Annotated in this window: 15 protein-coding genes; 10 read left to right on the top strand and 5 right to left on the bottom strand. The window is 57.0% G+C overall.

The genetic code is table 11. From position 1 onward, the window contains the following. The first annotated feature begins 147 nt into the window (after positions 1-147). From AZE99_RS00900 to AZE99_RS00925, 6 genes are read left to right on the top strand one after another with little or no spacing between them, the layout of a single operon-like run. A complete protein-coding gene (locus tag AZE99_RS00900) occupies positions 148-2475 on the top strand; it encodes a TonB-dependent receptor (protein WP_067197134.1) in 2328 nt (775 codons plus the stop codon). A gap of 24 nt (positions 2476-2499) precedes the next feature. Next, complete coding sequence (locus AZE99_RS00905) at positions 2500-3546, top strand: NAD(P)H-dependent amine dehydrogenase family protein (protein ID WP_231862657.1); 1047 nt, start codon at positions 2500-2502, stop codon at positions 3544-3546. 2 nt (positions 3547-3548) lie between these two features. Continuing rightward, positions 3549-4328 carry an SDR family oxidoreductase gene (locus AZE99_RS00910; RefSeq protein WP_067197136.1) on the top strand — a complete coding sequence of 260 codons (780 nt, stop codon included), beginning with the start codon at positions 3549-3551 and terminating at the stop codon, positions 4326-4328. Positions 4329-4354: 26 nt separating this feature from the next. Further along, positions 4355-5683, top strand: a complete 1329-nt coding sequence (locus AZE99_RS00915) for a spinster family MFS transporter (protein ID WP_067197138.1) — start codon at positions 4355-4357, stop codon at positions 5681-5683. A 16-nt stretch (positions 5684-5699) separates the two neighbouring features. Then, positions 5700-6002, top strand: coding sequence for a DUF1330 domain-containing protein (locus AZE99_RS00920; RefSeq protein WP_067197141.1), 303 nt, complete (start codon positions 5700-5702; stop codon positions 6000-6002). A 2-nt stretch (positions 6003-6004) separates the two neighbouring features. Continuing rightward, positions 6005-6658, top strand: a complete 654-nt coding sequence (locus AZE99_RS00925; protein WP_067197144.1) for a carboxymuconolactone decarboxylase family protein — start codon at positions 6005-6007, stop codon at positions 6656-6658. Between the two features lie 105 nt (positions 6659-6763). On the opposite strand, the gene AZE99_RS00930 is transcribed toward AZE99_RS00925, so the two are convergent. Then, positions 6764-7879: an NADH:flavin oxidoreductase gene (locus AZE99_RS00930; RefSeq protein WP_067203140.1), complete on the bottom strand. Its 1116-nt coding sequence runs from the start codon at positions 7877-7879 to the stop codon at positions 6764-6766. A gap of 207 nt (positions 7880-8086) precedes the next feature. Between AZE99_RS00930 and AZE99_RS00935 the strand changes: the two genes are divergently transcribed. After that, the gene (locus tag AZE99_RS00935; RefSeq protein WP_231862658.1) at positions 8087-9046 is read left to right on the top strand and encodes an alpha/beta hydrolase; all 960 of its coding nucleotides are present in this window, start codon (positions 8087-8089) and stop codon (positions 9044-9046) included. A 4-nt stretch (positions 9047-9050) separates the two neighbouring features. Here AZE99_RS00935 and AZE99_RS00940 read toward each other — a convergent pair whose 3' ends face one another. After that, the gene (locus tag AZE99_RS00940; protein ID WP_067203145.1) at positions 9051-9851 is read right to left on the bottom strand and encodes an enoyl-CoA hydratase/isomerase family protein; all 801 of its coding nucleotides are present in this window, start codon (positions 9849-9851) and stop codon (positions 9051-9053) included. Between the two features lie 131 nt (positions 9852-9982). Between AZE99_RS00940 and AZE99_RS00945 the strand changes: the two genes are divergently transcribed. From AZE99_RS00945 to AZE99_RS00955, 3 genes are all read left to right on the top strand, one after another. Next, on the top strand, positions 9983-11671 hold the full coding sequence (locus AZE99_RS00945) for an FAD-binding protein (RefSeq protein ID WP_067197147.1): 1689 nt from the start codon (positions 9983-9985) through the stop codon (positions 11669-11671). Between the two features lie 131 nt (positions 11672-11802). Then, positions 11803-12798: a thiamine pyrophosphate-dependent dehydrogenase E1 component subunit alpha gene (locus AZE99_RS00950; protein WP_067197149.1), complete on the top strand. Its 996-nt coding sequence runs from the start codon at positions 11803-11805 to the stop codon at positions 12796-12798. Beyond that, positions 12795-13784: an alpha-ketoacid dehydrogenase subunit beta gene (locus tag AZE99_RS00955; RefSeq protein WP_067197152.1), complete on the top strand. Its 990-nt coding sequence runs from the start codon at positions 12795-12797 to the stop codon at positions 13782-13784. The genes AZE99_RS00950 and AZE99_RS00955 overlap by 4 nt, the downstream gene beginning before the upstream one ends. A 131-nt stretch (positions 13785-13915) precedes the next feature. On the opposite strand, the gene AZE99_RS00960 is transcribed toward AZE99_RS00955, so the two are convergent. The 3 genes from AZE99_RS00960 to AZE99_RS00970 are packed head-to-tail and all read right to left on the bottom strand — an operon-like array spanning position 13916 to position 16484. Next, on the bottom strand, positions 13916-14929 hold the full coding sequence (locus AZE99_RS00960; protein WP_231862659.1) for an acyl-CoA dehydrogenase family protein: 1014 nt from the start codon (positions 14927-14929) through the stop codon (positions 13916-13918). After that, the gene (locus AZE99_RS00965) at positions 14926-16101 is read right to left on the bottom strand and encodes an acyl-CoA dehydrogenase family protein (RefSeq protein WP_067197155.1); all 1176 of its coding nucleotides are present in this window, start codon (positions 16099-16101) and stop codon (positions 14926-14928) included. The genes AZE99_RS00960 and AZE99_RS00965 overlap by 4 nt, the downstream gene beginning before the upstream one ends. A gap of 56 nt (positions 16102-16157) precedes the next feature. Then, positions 16158-16484, bottom strand: a complete 327-nt coding sequence (locus tag AZE99_RS00970; RefSeq protein WP_067197158.1) for a Rieske (2Fe-2S) protein — start codon at positions 16482-16484, stop codon at positions 16158-16160. Between the last annotated feature and the right edge of the window lie 71 nt (positions 16485-16555).

The following is a 16555-nucleotide window of genomic DNA, read 5'->3' on the forward strand; positions in this document are numbered from 1 at the left end:
TAACCCAGCCGTTGCGCGGTCTGATTTGTCATCGCCAACACGATCAATGCTGCATCGGGACAATTTGCAGGTGACCTTTCTGTTCAAAGCGCGGCAAGTTTGCGCAAAGGGCAATCATTTGAAGCCCACGAACTAGAGGATGTACACATGAGATTACTGGCGCTTCGGCGGACAATGTTTGTTTCGCTGCTTTGTACAACATCGTTGCAGCCCGCGCTTGCGCAGGAAGATCGCGACGCGGTCGAGCAGGAGAATGACGGCATCATTGTTGTCACGGCCCAGCGGCGTGAGGAAGCATCGGTCGACGTCCCGATCAGTATCACGTTGCTCGATAACAAGCGTCTCGATGCAGCGGGCGTGCGGGAACTTTCGGATATTGCGAAACTGACCCCGTCCTTGCGTTTTGATTCCCAGGGGCCGGCGGTTCAACCGACCATTCGCGGTGTCGGCACTGCCATTACAACTTCCGGTGGCGGACCGAATGTCGGCATATATGTCGATGGCTTCTTTCAATCGAACACCTATGTCTCGGATTTCGATTTGCTCAAGGTCGACAATATACAGGTGCTGAAGGGGCCGCAGGGAACTTTGTTCGGCCGGAATACGACCGGCGGTGCGATCCTGGTGACGACCGCAGAGCCGTCTTTCGAAACGGCGGCCGAAGTCAAGGCGGGCTATGGCCGCTACAATGCAGTGACGCTTCAGGCCTATGGTACCACAGGGCTAAGCGATACGATCGCCATGGATATTGAGGGACAGTTCCGCAGAGGGGATGGTTATTTCACCGATCTTGCCAGCGGTGACAACGAGATTGGAAATTTCCAGAACTGGTCAGTGCGGACCGGCATCAAGGCAGAATTGTCCGATGCAGTTTCAATCTTGCTGCGCTACACGCATACGGAATCGCGTGATCCAACCACGCAGCTCGTCAACGCTTTCGTTGACCAGACCGGTGAGGCCGGTTTTCTGTCGCAGGTTTCTGCCGCCGGTCAGGCAATATATGGCGCGAACAGTTCACAGGGATTGCCGCTGGTATATTATTTCGCTCCGCAAGGCAGCTTTGCGACAAAACCCGGCGAGACTATGCTCAATCCGCCACAAAGTTTTCGGACCAACAGCGATACCGCGCAGATAACCCTGAGCGCTGATCTGGGCTTTGCCGAGCTGACATCCTATTCCCAGTATCGCGACGACCAGTCACCCTATTTTGGTGATCTGGATGCCACAGCGCTCCCGTTTTTCAACATTTTCGTGGGCGTCGATGATGAAACCTGGTCGCAGGAATTCCTGCTCAATTCCAAGCCGGGTGGACGTCTGCAATGGACGGCAGGCCTGAACTATTTCCGGATAAGGGACACGTGGGATGTCGACGCGTCCTTCGGCCTGGCACCCTTTTTCGATTTTGGCGGATCCAGTACGACAACAACATCCTATGCGGCTTTTCTGGATGTAACATACGAACTGACCGACCGGCTTTTCCTGACGGCCGGGGGGCGTTACAGCCATGATATTGTGGACGATTCCTATTTTACGGCCAATCCGTTCACCACGAGCTATATCGGTCCAAACGGGGAAACCGTGCCCTTTACCGGTGCTCCCGGAACCCGGATCCCGGTTGACAAGCTCAAGAATGACAGCTTCACCCCGCGCGCTGTCATCCGGTTCAAGCCCGATGACGAATCAAGCCTTTATGCCTCCTATACCCGCGGATACAAGGCAGGCATTCTCAACGTCGGTGGCCTTTCGCAGCAGCCGGTCGAGCCCGAGGAAATTGATGCCTTCGAATTGGGTTACAAATATGCCGGCAGCCGTCTTTCCGTGGATCTCGCTGGCTTCTTTTATGACTATAAGAATTTGCAGGTATCGAGTTTCCAAAATGGTGCAGCACAAATCCGCAATGCCGCAACTTCGGAAATTTATGGTCTGGAGGGGCAGGTGCAATTTCGCGCCACCGATGCCTTCAATATCTTCGCCGGGGCTTCCTGGACGCATGCACGGTACAAATCCTTCACCAACGCGCCATTTTACAGCTTTTGCGATCCCGCAGCTGCCGCGCTGACGCCTTTGTGGTGCGTGCCGCAGTCATTGGGGGGCTTTGGCCCCGGGGCACTGGTCCAGACGACCACAGATGCTTCGGGATTCAAGATGCAACGTGCGCCTGAATTCACCGGCAATCTGGGTGCGAGCTATGCAGTCGATCTCGGCGATAGCGGTGGTCTGACCTTCTCCGGAAACCTCTATTATACCTCATCCTTCTTTTTCGATCCCGAGCAGCAATTTCGGCAAAAGGGATATGAACTCCTGTCGCTGCGAGCAGAATGGAAAGATGCGACAGACCGGTTCTCGGTCTCTGTGTTCGGCGATAACGTGACCAACAGCAGCTATCAGTCGCAGGTGTTGTTCAATACCCTGGGTATTGGCAGTGTCTGGGCCAGCCCTGGAACATGGGGCATTTCCGCCGGGTTCAAATATTAGCGGGGTGATGGTGGGAAAACAGAGATGGGCGTGCGACAACCATTGAAAATAATCCAATGGGCCACGGGCAATATCGGTGGACGTTCCCTGCGGGCCGTTATCGAGCATCCCGGACTGGCGCTGGTCGGTGTCTGGGTCAGTTCGGCAGAAAAGGTCGGTCGCGATGCTGCGGCGCTTTGCGGGCTCGAAGCCGCAACGGGTATCGTCTCGACAAATTCCGCATCGGAGCTGATCGCGCAGGACGCAGATTGTGTGCTCTATATGCGCCAAGGCACGGATATCGATGAGCTTTGCCAGTTGCTTGCCTCCGGAAAGAATGTGGTGACCACCAGGGGAGATTTTCATCACCCGCCGTTCATGGACGAAGAGGCCAGAAACAAGATCGAACAGGCTTGCCGCGAAGGCGACGCATCGATTTACAGCACGGGTTCCAGTCCCGGCTTCGTCACCGAAGCTCTTGCAATTCCGTTACTGTCACTGTCGCGCCGGCTCGATTGTCTGACAATCGACGAATTTGCCGACGTCGGTTCGCGCAATTCGCCGCAGCTGTTGTTCGAAGTCATGGGATTTGGAAAGCCGATGAGCGCGTTCAATCAAGCCGCAGCTGATTTCGTAAAACAGGATTTCGCCGCTTCGCTGGCGCAGATCGCCGAGGCCAGTGGAATCCATATCGACCGCTGGGAAGCGCATGGCGAATATTCTCCCGCCAGCGAAACCGTCAACATAGCCGCCGGAACGATTGAAAAGGGGAATATCGCCGCCCAGCGCATCACCATTTCAGGCATTTCCGCCGATCGGGTGCGTTTTCGTTTCCGGGCCAACTGGTATGCTTCGGATCGCATTGAAAATGGCGATTGGGACCTGCGCGAATCCGGCTGGCGAATATGCGTTGATGGCGACACGCCGCTCGACGTGATGATTTCCTTCCCGGTTGCGCCAGCAGATTATGCGGCTTTTACGCCGGGACTGACGGCCCATCGCGCAGTCAACGCCGTGCCAGCCCTATGCGCCGCTCCGGCCGGCATTCGCACCACCGCCGATTTGCCGCAAGTCGTCGGGCAATTTGCCTGACCATGTTTGAAGAAGAGGAGGTTGGTCTGAACCAGCAACTAGCGGGTAAAGTGGCTCTGGTGACCGGGGCATCGTCGGGCATCGGCGAAATGGCGGCGCGAGCACTGGCTGCTGCTGGAGCCGAGGTTGTGGTGGCTGCCCGGCGGGCAGACAAGCTTGCTGTGCTGGCCAGCGAGATTGCCGATAGCGGAGGCAAGGTCTTTGTCGTCGCGGGTGACGTATCTCGAGAAGCAGACGCATTGCGGATGGTCGCGGATAGCATCGAAAAATTCGGGCGGATCGATATTCTTGTCAATTCGGCCGGGATCATCGAGGCCGGCGGACTGGAGAGCCTGTCAATCGACCAGTGGCAGCGGGTGATAGATATCAATCTGATGGGGACAATATATATTTGCAAGGCCGCTCTGCCGCAGATGAAGGCGCAGGGCGAGGGCGACATCATCAACATCTCCTCCACCGCTGGCCGCCGGGCGGCAGGATTGATGGGAGCCTATTCGACAAGCAAGTTCGGCCTGACCGGGTTCACCGAGGGCCTGCGTCAGGAAATGGGTGGATATGGTGTGCGCGTTTCGATCATCGAACCGGGCGCGACCGAAACAGAAGTGGCCGAAGGGATCTCGGACCCGGAGATGCGCGATGCCATGCGCCACCATGTGGCGCGCGCGGGCGTGATGCAGCCTTCCGATATCGCCGACGCCATAATGTTCATCATTGGCCTGCCGCGCCGCGCCAATGTTTCCCAAATCCTCATCCGCCCGACTGACGACACGGCTCCGATGTAGCTGCGTGATCGAAAAAGAGAAAGAAGATGAACCCGTCAATCAGCGCTAACACCGAACGAGCCATTCCCTCGCTGTCCCGCCGCACATGGGTTCTCCTGATGGCGATGCTGGTTGGAGCAACCAGTTACATGGACCGCCAGATTCTGACGATGCTGGTCGAACCGATCCGGCGCGAGTTCGATCTGACGGATCAGCAACTGGGTCTGCTGACGGGACTGGCATTTGCGATGATCTATACGATCACTGCCATTCCTGCAGCACGGCTCGCTGACCGATGGTCACGCCGCGGCGTGGTCAGCATCGCGATTGCTACCTGGAGCGCGATGACCGTGGTTTGCGGTCTGGCCACCAACTTCTGGCAATTGTTCCTGGCACGAGTGGGAGTCGGGTTTGGCGAGGCCGGCGGAAGTGCCCCGATGCAGGCGTTGCTCGCCGACTATTTTCCGCGCCGCCAACGCGGTACCGCCATGTCGATCTATCTGCTCGGCGCGCCGATCGGAATGGGGCTGGGTCTGGCATTCGCTGGCTGGGCCGTAGTGGAATATGGATGGCGCTGGACATTCATTCTCGCCGGCATTCCCGGACTGATAATTGCACCGCTGCTGATGTTGACCGTGAAAGAAGTCCGCGCGGGCATGGCGGACGGTATCAGCCAGAAATTCGACCAGCCGCCCTTTGGCAAGACAATCGCCGCCTTATGGGGGATTCGATCCCTGCCGCTGATGATGCTGGCGGCGACACTCATGGCGCTGATCGGAATGGGCTTGCAGGCCTGGGTACCGGCCTTTCTTGAACGGACGCACGGCCTCCCCTCGACCGAAATTGGTGCCAAGCTAGGCGCAGCGCTGGCAACGGGATCGGTCCTCGGGCATCTCAGTGGCGGGCCCTTGGCGGACTTTCTCGGGCGCAAGGACCTGCGCTGGCATTTGTGGACACCGATCGTTACCGGAGCGTTGGCCGTCCTCATGGTACTCCTGGCGCTGAACGGCCCCGCCAATCTCGCCTTTCCCTTCTTTGGCATTCAGGTGTTTCTGACCGGCCTTTTCGCCGCGCCGATGCTCTACATGGCGACGACGCTGGCCCCGGTCTGGGCCAGAGCAACTTCAGCGGCCTGCGCCATGTTTGCCATCAATCTGGTCGGTCTCGGCCTGGGGCCGGTTTTCATCGGCCAGATAAGCGACTTGCTCCGTCCGATATATGGAGAGGAATCGCTGCGTTTTTCTCTTATGCTAGCGCTAACTGTCTATATTCCTGCCGCCATCTGCTTCGGTCTGGCAAGTCGGACCTACCGGAAGGACCATGATGCGGCTCTGGCCGACCTGGAGCGGGATAGCGAGCCCGGTATGGGACATTGATTGAAAGGAACTATTCATGCCAGCCTATATGATTTTCATTCGCGAGGAGCCGGTGAAAAATACCGAGAAAATGGAGGATTACAGTGCCGCCAACCAGGCCAATGCGGAAGGATATGCAACGCGTTTCGGAATCAAGCCATTGTCGGTTTATCAATTCACCGAAACGCTGGAAGGGAAGGAAGCTGATGGCGTTGTGCTGCTCGAATTCCCTACAATCGAAGACGCCCGTGGCTGGTACGAGAGTCCGGAATATCAGGCCGCTATGGCGGATCGCAAAATGGCCGCAGATTATCGCACAATCTTGTTTGAAGGATTATAACCATGACCGACATAAAACCACGCATCAACCATGTGCCGCGGGAAGAATGGACCGATGATACCAGAGAGGTTTTTGCCTTCTGGGGAGAGCCCAATGCCTGGGAGGAAGGCTCCAAGACCAACATCATGAATGTGATGGGCAATCACCCGGATCTGGGCAAGGCCTATAATATCTGGGGCAAGCATTTGCTGATGGGCAACACATTGTCGTCCCGCATCCTCGAGATTATCATCTTGCGGGTCGCTGTGAAGGCGAAATCCGCCTACGAATGGCACAATCACGTCGGTTACGGGATGAATGCCGGCCTGTCTCTTGAAGAAATCGAAGCCATTCGCGACTATCCCGAAGGCGGCGAATGGAGCGAAGTCGAGAAGGCGGTTCTCGACGCGGTAGAAGAATTGACGTCCGGCGGCAATTTGTCCGATCGGACATGGGACGTGCTCGCCAGCCATTTCGACACAAAGCAGATGATGGATCTGGTCTTCACCATTGGCCATTATGTGATGACGAGCTGGGCGCTGTCAGCCTTTGGTGTGGAAATCGAAGGTGGGGCCGATCCCATCGGCTTCGACCTCAAGACCAAATCGGGCAGAACCCCGGGAAAGACCTACAAGCCGGGAGAGAAGGACGACTGGGTCGATACGCGCGGTTATTGAACGGAGAACAAAATCCTCGGTGCTTCAGGGAGCCGGCTTTCTTGGGTCGGCATCCTGACGAATTGCGACTTCACACCTTGGGGTTTCCCATTGGGTGGCTGTCGGTCAGTATAGCCGGTGCAGCGCAGCAGGATCGAATGTCTGCATTTCGTTGAACCTGCCTGTGCGGACCTTTTCTACCCAATCGGGCTCGGTGATCAGTACGCGTCCGACGGCGATCAGGTCGAATTCCTCGCGCTCCATCCGTTCGATCAACCCGTCGATACCGGCCGGTTCGGCCGTTGCACCCGAAAATACGTTGATAAAATCGCTCGCCAAACCAACCGAGCCAACGCTGATTGTCGCGGCACCCGTCAGTTTTTTGGCCCAGCCGGCAAAGTTCAATCCTTGCGCGCCGTCCACCTCGGGAAATTCCGGTTCCCAGAAGCGCCGCTGCGAACAATGGAGGATGTCGACACCAGCTTCAACCAGCGGAACCAGCCAGTCGGACATCGCCTCCGGCGTCTCGGCCAGACGCGCTTCCAGTTGCTGCTGTTTCCATTGGCTAACCCTCAGGATAAGCGGGAAATCTGGTCCAACCGTCTGCCTGATCGCCGCAATTATCTCGGCGGCAAAACGTGACCGTTCCCTGAGCGTGGGGCCTCCCCATCCGTCAGTGCGTTTGTTGGTCCCGGACCAGAAGAACTGGTCAACCAAATAGCCATGCGCCCCGTGAACTTCGACGGCATCGAACCCGAGCCGCCTGGCATTGCCGGCGGCTTGCGCAAAGGCGGCGATGGTGTCGGCGATATCCTCTTCGCTCATCACCACGCCACGCGCCTGTCCTGGTGCGAAAAGCCCCGAAGGGCTTTCGAAAGGAACGTCAGGCTCATATTCAGTGGAGCTGCTCTTGACCGAACCCACATGCCAGATTTGTGGAGCGATTTTGCCATCCGCTGCATGCACGGCATCGGCTGTCTCTCGCCAACCTTCCAGCGCTTCGCCGTAAAAATAGGGTATGCCGGCTTCGTTGCGGGACGCGGGGCGATCCACCACAGTGCCCTCGGTCAGGATCAGACCGACTTGCCCCTCGGCCCTTCGGCGATAATAATCTGACTGCGGTTTTCCGACCAGACCACCCTCGGCGAAACCGCGTGTCATTGGCGCCATCACGATCCGGTTCTTGAGTTCGAGCGTTTTCAACCGGAAGGGGGTGAACAGAATATCGGGGGATAGCGGCATGGGAATTCTTTCTTGCGACCGGCCAATATCCTGTTCAATGTTTCCATATGCTACAAGGGTGGTTGCGGCTTTTGCCAACTCATCGCTCCGGCGAATGCTGGCCGTTTCGGGACTAAGAACTTTAACCGCAGACATCGTGACCTATAGTGGTCGGGGTCCAGAAAATTGTCCGCGAAAGCCGATTCATACGATCAATGGAGAAACGATTTGTCGGAAGAAATTTTTGTCCGGCCTGATGTGCAGGCCTATCTTGAGCAATTAAAAGCCCAGCCACGACCGACCTTCACCACCGAAATGATTGCGATGATCCGCACGCTTCCTCCGGAGGTCATGGCGGCTGCCGATTTGCCGGTCGGTGAACTGGCTGTCGATCGTGAACTGGAGATGCCGGGCCCCGCCGGGACAATAGCGCTGCGCCTGTTCGACCCGCGCGCAAGCCGGGCCGCAGGGCCGGTGGTCGTGTTTTATCATGGCGGTGGCTTTTGCGTCGGTTCGATCGGAACCCATGCCAGCCTGTCGGCGGAGATAGCGCGGCAACTTGATCTGCCCGTCATCTCGGTCGAATACCGGCTCGCACCCGAAGCCCCATGGCCGGCCGCACCCGACGATGCCGAGGCCGCCGCGCGCTGGATTGCCGAAAATGAGGCAGTACTTGAGCGAAAGTTTGACGGACTGATCCTGTGCGGCGACAGTGCTGGCGGAAATCTTGCGATCGTGACCGCCTTGGCGCTGCGCGACAGGCCGGCCAAATATCCGGTCGTCCAGCAACTGCTTCTCTATCCGGGCACCGATGTGACTCGAGACTATCCTTCCCGCGCCGCCTTTTCGGAAGGCTATGGCCTCGACAAAGCGGATATGGCGCTGTTCAATGAACATTATGACGGCAATCCGGATGACTGGCGGCATAGCCCACTGCAAGCCGAGCTTTCCGGTCTGGCGCCGACCGTACTCGCAACCGCATCGCTGGATCCCTTGCGCGACGAAGGCCGCGCTTTTGGAGCAAAGCTGGTGCAATCGGGTTGCGAAGTAGCATTCCACGAGATGCGGGGTACAATCCACGGCTTTGCGACCTTCCGCAAGGGGATCGCGTCGGCCAATGATGATCTGGCTCTGATCCTCAGCCAGTCGCGGGTGACGCTTGCCGGGTCGAAAAAAGAAAGCGCCTGACGGATCAATCCCGCTGGAAAACCGGTGGTCGTTTCTCGATCATGGCAGTAATTGCTTCGCGGTGATCGCCGTCGCGTACCGATTCTGACTCCCATTTCATGCCGGGTAACAGGAGCGCGCCCGACAGGCGCTTGAGCTCAATATTGGTCAGCGCTTTGGTCTTGCGCAGGGCAAATTGCGGTTTGGCGAGCAGTTTGTTGCAAAGTTCCGCAATGGCACCATCCAACCCGGCCGGATCAAATGCCTGGTTGATCAGGCCGATCTCTACAGCTTTCTCTGCGGCGATAAGGTCGCCGGTCAGCAAATATTCCTTGGCCCGGGTTAGCCCGATCCTTTGCGGCCAGGCTATCGCGCCGCCATCGCCCGCAACCAGGCCGATATTGACATGCGGATCGCCGATCTTCGCCTTGTCCGAAGCGAAAATTATGTCGCACAGCAAAGCGACGGTTGCGCCGAGCCCGACAGCATGCCCGTTCATCCGGCAAACAACCGGTTTTTCGATATCGATCAGTGTTTCGACAATTTGCCGCGCCATTTCTATTTCATGATCAAAGCATTCGGGATTGTCGGCGTTATTCTGAATATGGGCGAAGTCGCCGCCCGCCGAAAAAGCCTTGCCCTGGCCGGTCAACAGGATGACATCGGACAATTCGTCGTCCCGCGCGAAAGCGAGAGCCGCCGGGAATTCGTCATGCATGGTCTGGTCGAAAGCATTCAAGGCATCGGGGCGGTTGAAGGCGATGGTGAGCAAACGTCCGTCTCGTTGAAGCTTGATCGTATCGAGTTGGGGCAAATCATGAGTCATCGGCATCCGTCCTTTTTCGACCTTCTATCACGCTGGTGCGATATACAAACGTCGCACCCGCGATAATCCTTGTCGCGCATAGGGTAAGTCGTCTTAACTGACTATGCTTGGTCAGGCTGAGGGAGCGGAATATGGCAGATTTTGATGAGACTTACGACTGGGTTGTGGTTGGGAGCGGGGCTGGATCCTTCAGTTCGGCGCTCGTGATGCGGCAGGCCGGAAAATCGGTGCTCATTGTCGAGAAGACCGGATTGGCTGGCGGCACGACGGCCAAGTCCGGTGGTGTGATGTGGATTCCCGCCAACCGGTTCATGCAAGCGGATGGCGAGAATGACAGCGTCGAGGCAGCGATGACCTATCTTGATCGCCTGCAGGAACTGGATGGTGGCGAGGCTCCCGGGACATCGAGCGAAAAGCGCCGCGCCTATCTGACCGAAGCTCCACGGGCGGTTGATTTTCTGGTTGAACAGGGAGTGAAACTGCGGCGGGGCCCTGTTTTCTGGCCTGATTATTATGACGAGCTACCAGGGGGGTGCAAGACTTCGCGAACAGTGGTCGCCGAACCATTTAATCTGAAGGAACTCGGCCCGATGGCTGACAAGTTGCGGCCAGGATTTGCCGAATTCAACGTTCTGCTCGGTGACGCGATGGAATCGGGTCATATGCGGACAAATCCCGGTGCCAAAAAAATACTGCTCAAGATAATTTTGCGGACTGTCCGCGACAAGCTATTGGGCCGCAAGTTCACCACCGCCGGTGCAGCACTGCAGGGACGAATGCTGAAGGCAGCACTGGATGCCGGTGCGGAAATCAGGCTGAATAGTCCGGTTTCGGAATTGTTGATCGAAGATGGTAAAGTCGTTGGTGTGACAGTCGAAACCGATGGCGCGATCAAGAAAATTGGCGCGCGCTTTGGTGTGCTGGTCAACGCCGGCGGCTTTTCGCAAAACCAGGAAATGCGCGACAAATATGCGCCGGGTACGCGTGCGAAATGGTCGCAAACACCCGAAGGCGATACCGGTGAGATGATTTGCGAACTGGAACGTGTCGGCGGTGTCCTCGCCCAAATGGATCAGCTTGTCGGCTATCAGTCGACGCTCGCGCCCGGTTGGGACAAAGCTTATGTGGCGCCCGGCGCACAGGGCCTGACCGGCAAGCCGCATGCGATCCTGGTCGACCAGTCTGGCGAGCGCTATATGAATGAAGGCGGTTCCTACGAATTATATTGCGAGAATATGCGCAAGAGAAATGAACAGACACCGGCGATCCCGAGCTGGGCGATTTTTGACCGGCAATATGTCGAAAAATACAAGGTTGCGGACAAATATATCGACAAGAAAATCCCCGAAGGCTGGCTCGAAAGTGGCTATTTGCATCGAGCCGATACGATGGAGGAACTGGCGACCAGTATCGGTAGCAATCCCGAAGTGCTGGCTCAAACCGTAAGTCGCTGGAATCGGTTTGTTGCGCTGGGCAAGGACGAGGATTTCCAGCGAGGTGCCCGGCAATATGACAATTGCGGATTTGTAGGCGATCCGTTTTCCGAGCAGAGTTCAATGGGCAGTATCGAACAGGGTCCGTTCTACGCAGTGCCTGTCATACCCGGAGATGTCAGTACTTATGGTGGCGTCGTGACCGACGAGAGAGGACGCGTCGTGAAGGCATACGGGACACCGATCGCCGGCCTGTACGCGACCGGTGTGAGCACCGCTTCGGTGATGGGCAATATATATGCTGGTGCCGGGTCAAGCATTGGTCCGGCCATGACCTTCGGCTATATTGCGGCAAAGCATGCGGCTGGCCTCGACAATCAACTTTGATCCCATGCTTTTGGGCAACTGGCAGAAACCAACGCGGGAGCGATAACCTGCAATATTCCAAGTTGCGTGATTGACCTTGGGTCAAGAGGACGTGATTGTCGGCAGGATTTTAACGAAGTTCGAGGGAAACAATGGCCGAACTCAGCAATGCACCCAAACCCGCCAGCGAGGATCTGGTGGATATCTACCGCCGGATGCTGCGCATCGAACGCAACGAGGACGCCGTTCTCGCTTCGATGCGCCGGGGCCGGCTCACCATGCCCTATTATTCGGCACGCGGGCAGGAAGTCATCCCGTCTACCATCTCACATTTCCTGAATGATGAGGACCAGATCTGCACGATCTATCGCGGTATCCAGGACATGGTCGCCAAGGGTATCCCGCTGAAGCCATTGTGGGCTGAGCTAGCCGGCAGAGTCGATGGAACCTGCAAGGGCAAGGGTGGTGCGATGCACATGACCCATCCCGAAACCGGTATCATGGTAACCACCGGTATTGTCGGCTCTTCAATGCCGATTGCGAACGGTCTCGGCTGGGCAGCCAAGCTCGATGGCAGCAAGCGTGTCGTGATCGCCTATTTCGGCGACGGCGCCTCCAACATTGGTGCCTTCCATGAATCGCTCAACATGGCCTCGCTCTGGAAATTACCGGTCATCTTCGTATGTGCGAACAACCGGTTTGCCGAACATACGCGCTATGAGGACGGCACAGCGGTTGACCAGATTTCAAAACGCGCGGTCGGATATAACATGCCCGGCTTCACCGTCGACGGCAATGACCCTGATGACATGTTTGCCCATGCCTCGGCCGCGATCCAACGTGCGCGCGCAGGCGAGGGACCGACATTGCTCGAATGCATGACATTCCGTTTCCGGGGTCACGTGATCGGTGATGACGACAAATATATGACCAAGGAAGAGAAAGAGGCGGCAATGGCTGCTGATCCGCTTCCGGCTCTCCGGGCGCGTCTGGTGTCAGAAGGTCATGCCACTGAGGAAGAGTTGACGAACATGCAGGAAAAAATCGAAAAAGAAGTCGAGGAAGCGCGCGACTTCGGTCTTGAAAGCGAGCTTCCCTCGCTGGATGAATTGCGTCGCGACGTATTCGCCGAGGAGATACCGGCATGAGCGAGATGGTGAAAATGCACGCCGTTCAGGCGATCAACGCAGCGCTTCACGAAGCAATGGCTGCAGATGACAAGGTGCTCGTTCTGGGCGAAGATGTCGGTGACAAAGAGGGTGGCGGGATCACTGGCATAACCTCTGGTCTGTCGACGAAATTTGGTGACGACCGCGTCAAGAGCACGCCGATAGCCGAGCAGGCGATCATGGGCGCTGCCATCGGCGCCGCCATGGCCGGTTACAAGGTTGTCGCGGAAATCATGATGATGAATTTCACAACCGTCGCGATGGACATGATCGTCAATCATGCGGCAAAGCTGCGTTTCATGTCCGGCGGACAAACAAGCGTTCCGATTGTCATTCGCACGCTGACCGGTGCCGGTTGGCAGACTGCAGGGCAACATTCCGATTTTCTCGAAGGCTGGTTTGCCCATGTCGCCGGTATCAAGGTTGTCTGTCCGGCATTCCCGGCTGATTATAAAGGTCTGATGCTGTCCTGTATTCAGGATCCCGACCCTTGTATCTTCGTCGAGGCGGGTGGCACATTTTTCATTCCGAACGACGTGCCTGATGATCAGGGACCGATTCCGCTCGGAAAAGCCAATGTTGTTCAGGAAGGCACCGATGTCACCATCGTTACCTGGTCGGCACAAACCATCCGCACAATGGCTGCCGCCGAGGCAATTGCCGAAGCTGGCATCTCGGCAGAGATCATTGATCTCAGAACGATTTCGCCGTGGGATAAGGAAACCGTATTGGCATCCGTCGAGAAGACTGGCCGGTTGCTGGTTGCGCACGAAGCATCGCGCAATTTCGGTCCTGGCGGTGAAATCGCTGCAACAGTGAGCGAGGAATTGTTCGGCAAGCTCAAGGCACCCGTAAAACGGCTTGGTGGTCCGACCTGTGCTGTACCCTTTGCCAAGAATCTCGAGACTGCGTTCATCGTCCAGCCAGAGGATATCGTCGCGGCGGTTAAGGAAATAATGGCCTGATTGCAATCGCCCCTGCCTTCGTCTTTCGACGGGGCAGGGCGATCGCCGGCCTGTCTCACTAGATATTATTTCGCGCTATATTGGTTAACCTGCCTGACGGGCCTTTTGCGCCCGGCCGTCTTCCGCCAGATTCAGTTGGCGTCGAGTAGCCGGCGACCAGCCTCTTCATCCCAATGATCTTCATTGCCGCACAATTGGCAGTTGAGGAAAGCGCGCTTGAAGAAAAGGTGGCAGGGATGTTCTTCGGTCAGGCCGATGCCGCCATGCAGCTGGATGGATTCTTCCGCTATATCCCTGAATATGCTAGTCGAATGAGCCTTCAATGCGCCCATTTCAAGCGGCGTGGGATCGCCGGCGATGCGACTCCAGAATAAAGCTTCACCCGCGACCAGCTTTACCTTGAGATCCGCTACACGGTGCTTGAGCGCTTGAAACATCGCGAGCGGCCGGTCGAATTGCCTACGCGTTTTCAGATATTCGATTGTCATGTCGAGCAGCGCGCCTGCCGCTCCCAGGCTGTCCGCAGACAGCGCCAAATGTGTGCTGATCGACAGGCTGTCGTGCAATCGCTGAACGGCTGGTCCTTCCGCTATGACAAGAGATGGGTCGATCTGATATCCGGTCATCTCGATATCAAAAAGGCGTCGGCTCTCATCCCAAAGCGGTTGTTCATGCAAGGTTACTCCGGGCGCGTCGAGCGGGATCAGAGTATAAACATCACCCATTTCTGCCAGAATATGGCTTGCCATGTCGCCTTCAAAAACACCTGCAACTCGTCCGTGATAGGTTCCGTCGTCCTGCTTTTGAACGGCTGCAGGCAGCATATGGAGCGGGATATATTCGCCGCCGCAAATCCGCTCTATCCAGCTTGTCTTGTCGACGAGGGTCGATGATGCGGCAATTCCCTGAAGCCCCAGCAGGGCCGGGATCAGGGGTGCTGCCGGCAGCACCCGCCCCAGTTCATGGTGGATGGTCGCGACGGCATCGCGTTCGAGGCCCAGGCCTCCCAGATCCTCCGGCAGATCAAGCATCAGCCAGCCCATTTCAGCGATCAGCTGCCAGCTTTCATCGCGCGGTGGCTTGAGCTGGCTCGCCGGAAAAGCCTTTTGCGCCGCATCACGCAATTCGGAAAGTTCAATTGTCACAGCGACCAGCCTTTCGGTTCGCGAGCCATGCCGAGCATGCGTTCGGCGATGATATTGCGCTGAACCTCTTCGCTGCCGCCCGCGATGGTCCAGGCATAGCTGTTCATGAAATCAGCCATCCAGTTGCCGGTGTTGAGATCGCCAAAAGTGATCGGCCCGCGATATTGGGCATCAATCCCGCCGACCCGAACACCCAGGTCGGCCCAGGCGCGAAGACAGCGCGAATAGGCATTTTTCACGATCGAGGCATCGCCGATCGCTTCGGTGCCGTCCATCCGCTTCTGCAGGAAATGGTCGGAAAGCGCACAGACTGCATCAACTTGGGTAGCCAGCCTTCCAAGATCGCGCAACACGCCGGCATCGTCCGCTCGGCCATGGTCCCGGACTGTCTCGGCCAGTCGATACATATTGCCGCGCATGCGGTAGGACAATTCCATCAGGGTCAGCCCGCGCTCGGATGCCAACGTGGCCTGCGCCACCGCCCATCCGTCTCCTTCATCCCCGACGCGTTCGCTGACCGGTATTTCCACGCCATCCAGGAAGATTTCGGCAAATTCCTCATCGCCCTGAATCTGATGGATCGGACGAACGGTTACACCCGGTAATTTCATATCCATCAGCAAATAGGTCATGCCAGCCTGCTTCGGCCCTTCTGAAGATGTCCGTGTCAGCAGCAGACATTTGTCGGCATATTGAGCCATGGTTGACCAGACTTTCTGGCCATCGACGACATATATGTTCCCCTTGCGCACGGCTTTGGTCTTGATCGCGGCCAGATCGGATCCGGCGTTAGGTTCCGAAAAGCCCTGACACCATGTCTCGCCCTTCAGGATTTTCGGCAGATAGCGCGCCTGTTGTTCCTCACTGCCACATTCGTTAAGCGTAGCGAAGGCGTGGTAGGTCGACACGAAGGACAAGAGCAGTCGTGGCGCGTCGGCGCGGGCCAGTTCCTCGTAAATCACTTTCTGCTCGGCAAGGCTGCGGCCACCGCCAGGCCATTTCTTCGGCCAGTGTGGAATCGCATAGCCCCCTGCAACCAATTTTGCGAACCAGGCGCGCTGTTCCTTTGCGAATTTTTCATGTGTGTCGGCGCTTGTCCGCCAGTCATTTGGCCTATTAACGGCGAGCCACGCCCGAATTTCGTTTCGCAGATTTTCAAGTGCATCGGTCATGGTGAAGCTAGGCACTATTCTGGCGGTGCACCGCAAGGGCGCGGCGATAATATCGATCAGGCGATGCTGGAAACATCGACAAATATTCTTCCATTCTCGATCTCGACCGGGAAGGTCGCAATATTCTCGACAGCTGGCGGATTAAGGGGTTCGCCCGTTGCAAGATCAAAACGTGTGCCGTGTGCCGGACAGGCTATCCAGCCAGCCCCAATGCGTCCAGCCTCGAGGGCCTGAAACGCGTGTGAGCATTCATTCGCGACGGCGTAGATTTTACCGCCGCTGTTGCAGACCAGAATTGGCTGGCGCCGCACACAAAAGGCCCTGGATTCTCCTGCGGCAAGTTCGGCAAGCTTTGCCACCTCAATCCTGTCCTCGTTTTTCATCGATACTATACCCCGGGATGTTGGTCGATGGCGGCACATTTCACATATATAAGCAGCAGGGACAGGTGAAA

The organism is Sphingorhabdus sp. M41 (assembly GCF_001586275.1).
GTDB lineage: Bacteria > Pseudomonadota > Alphaproteobacteria > Sphingomonadales > Sphingomonadaceae > Parasphingorhabdus.